The sequence below is a fragment of the Caulobacter sp. P1_B12_2 genome (genome assembly GCF_056406675.1).
Genome location: NZ_JBFTZS010000666.1, coordinates 1 through 1720, shown reverse-complemented (window position 1 = coordinate 1720; position 1720 = coordinate 1). Strand labels below are relative to the sequence as shown.

Below are 1720 nucleotides of genomic sequence, written 5' to 3'. Positions count from 1 at the left end.
CGCAGGACCTGGGCGGCGTCCAGGGTCACGCGGTCGGTGTAGGGGCTGACCGACAGGTCGTTGGTGACGCCCGCCTCGTCGGTGGCGACAGGCCGAGGCAGGGCCGCGCGCCAGGCTCGGCCGCCGGTGACATAGTCGCCCTCCAGCGCCGCGCAGCGCTTGTTCGCATAGGTCCAGGTGAAGGGCTTCTTCTTCTGGTCGGCGACCAGCCTGGCGTTGAACGCCGCCACCGGCGCCAGCCGGGTCTTGGCGTCCTGGCCGGGCTCGACCCAGGTGGTCATGCCGAACCGCGTCTCCAGCCAGAACACGCCGTCGGCATGGTGGCCGGCCATGTTGATCGCCCCGCGGTCCTTGCCCGACACGGCATAGACCCGGCTGTTGGGCGACGCCGCCTTGAGCCAGTCGCCATAGGTGTCRGCCAGCAGCAGCTTGGGACTGACCAGCCGCCCGCCGCCCGACGGGTCGTTGGCCAGGGTCACCGACGGATCGGCCAGGCAGTAGGTCTTCTGGCCGGTCGCCAGGTCGTAGAAGTCGTTGGCGACGATGCCGGTCTTGTTCGGATGCTTGCCGGTCAGCAGGGTGGAGTGGCCGGGGCAGGTCTCGGTCATGCCGTGCGACTGGAAGCCGCTGGCATAGACCGTCCCCTGCCGCGCCAGTCGGCCCAGGCCGCCGTGGAAGTCGGCGCGGTACTGCTCGAACAGGCTGGCGCTGAACTGGTCGATCGAGATCACCACCACCAGCTTGGGCGCGGGCGCCTCGACCGGCGCGGCCAGGGCCGGCGCGGAGAGGACGGTGACGGTGACGGTGACGGACAGGGCGGCGAGCGCGACGGTTTTGGGCAAGCTGAACATGGGGATTCAACAAGCATTGTCACAAAACCGTCGCAAGCCGGAATTGAACGATCGGCGTTAGGCCGCCCCTACACCGGAACGTGGCTGACGAACTCGATCAGCCGGCCGTCCGGATCGTGGGCGAAGCCGGCATAGTAGTGCGGATGGATCTGCGGCAGCACGGCCGGGGGGCGCTCCTGGACGCCGCCATGCTCGCCGGACCGGCCGTAGGCGCGATCGACGGCCGCACGGTCGGCCGCCAGGAAGGCGTAGTGCACGTCCACGGACGGCTCGCCCTCGACGATCCAGAAGTCCAGCCGGCCGCCGTTCGAGCCGAAGCCCTTCTTGGGACCGTCGACGACCAGTCGATAGCCGGTGGGCTCCAGAACCTGGCGATAGAAGGCCACGCAGTCGTCCAGGCGGCGGGTGCGGATTTCCAGGTGATCGAGCATGGGAGCGGCCTTTCAAGGAAGCGAAACGACGTCGTGACGTGTAGCCGCGCCGGCCCGGCGTTTGGCGGCGAAGACGGCTCATAAAACGCGGAAATTCGGCGTTCCCGCGCGTGGATTTGGCGTAGGCTCCTCCCCATGAAACTCGACCGCTTCGATCGCCAGTTGCTGAATCTGGTCCAGGAGGACGCGGGCCGCACGTCCGAGGACCTGGCCCAGCGGGTGGCGCTGTCGCCCTCGGCCGTGCAGCGCCGGCTGCGCAAGCTGAAGGAGGCCGGCGTCATCGTGCGCCAGACCGCCATCCTCGAACCGCGCAAGGTGGGCCGGCCGACCTTCTTCATCGTGTCGCTGGAGGTCGAGCGCGACCGGCCCGAGCTGCTGACCCAGCTGCGCACGTGGCTGGCGGGTCAGGAGCACGTGCAGCAGGCCTTCTACTGCTCC

3 protein-coding genes are annotated in these 1720 nt (G+C 68.9%); 1 reads left to right on the top strand and 2 read right to left on the bottom strand.

Annotation, left to right across the window (positions count from 1 at the left end; genetic code table 11):
• Positions 1 to 851: alkaline phosphatase family protein (locus AC1DZ6_RS24680; RefSeq protein WP_477099736.1), on the bottom strand; the 851-nt coding region annotated here is incomplete at its 3' end.
• A 68-nt stretch (positions 852 to 919) separates the two neighbouring features.
• A complete protein-coding gene (locus AC1DZ6_RS24675; protein ID WP_477099735.1) occupies positions 920 to 1282 on the bottom strand; it encodes a VOC family protein in 363 nt (120 codons plus the stop codon).
• Between the two features lie 135 nt (positions 1283 to 1417).
• Between AC1DZ6_RS24675 and AC1DZ6_RS24670 the strand changes: the two genes are divergently transcribed.
• On the top strand, positions 1418 to 1720 hold a 303-nt coding region (locus tag AC1DZ6_RS24670), incomplete at its 3' end, for an Lrp/AsnC family transcriptional regulator (RefSeq protein WP_477099734.1).

Coding starts and splice junctions, on each gene's coding strand:
- AC1DZ6_RS24675 (WP_477099735.1), bottom strand. CDS start 1,282: ATGCTCGATCACCTGGAAATCCGCACCCGCCGCCTGGACGACTGCGTG.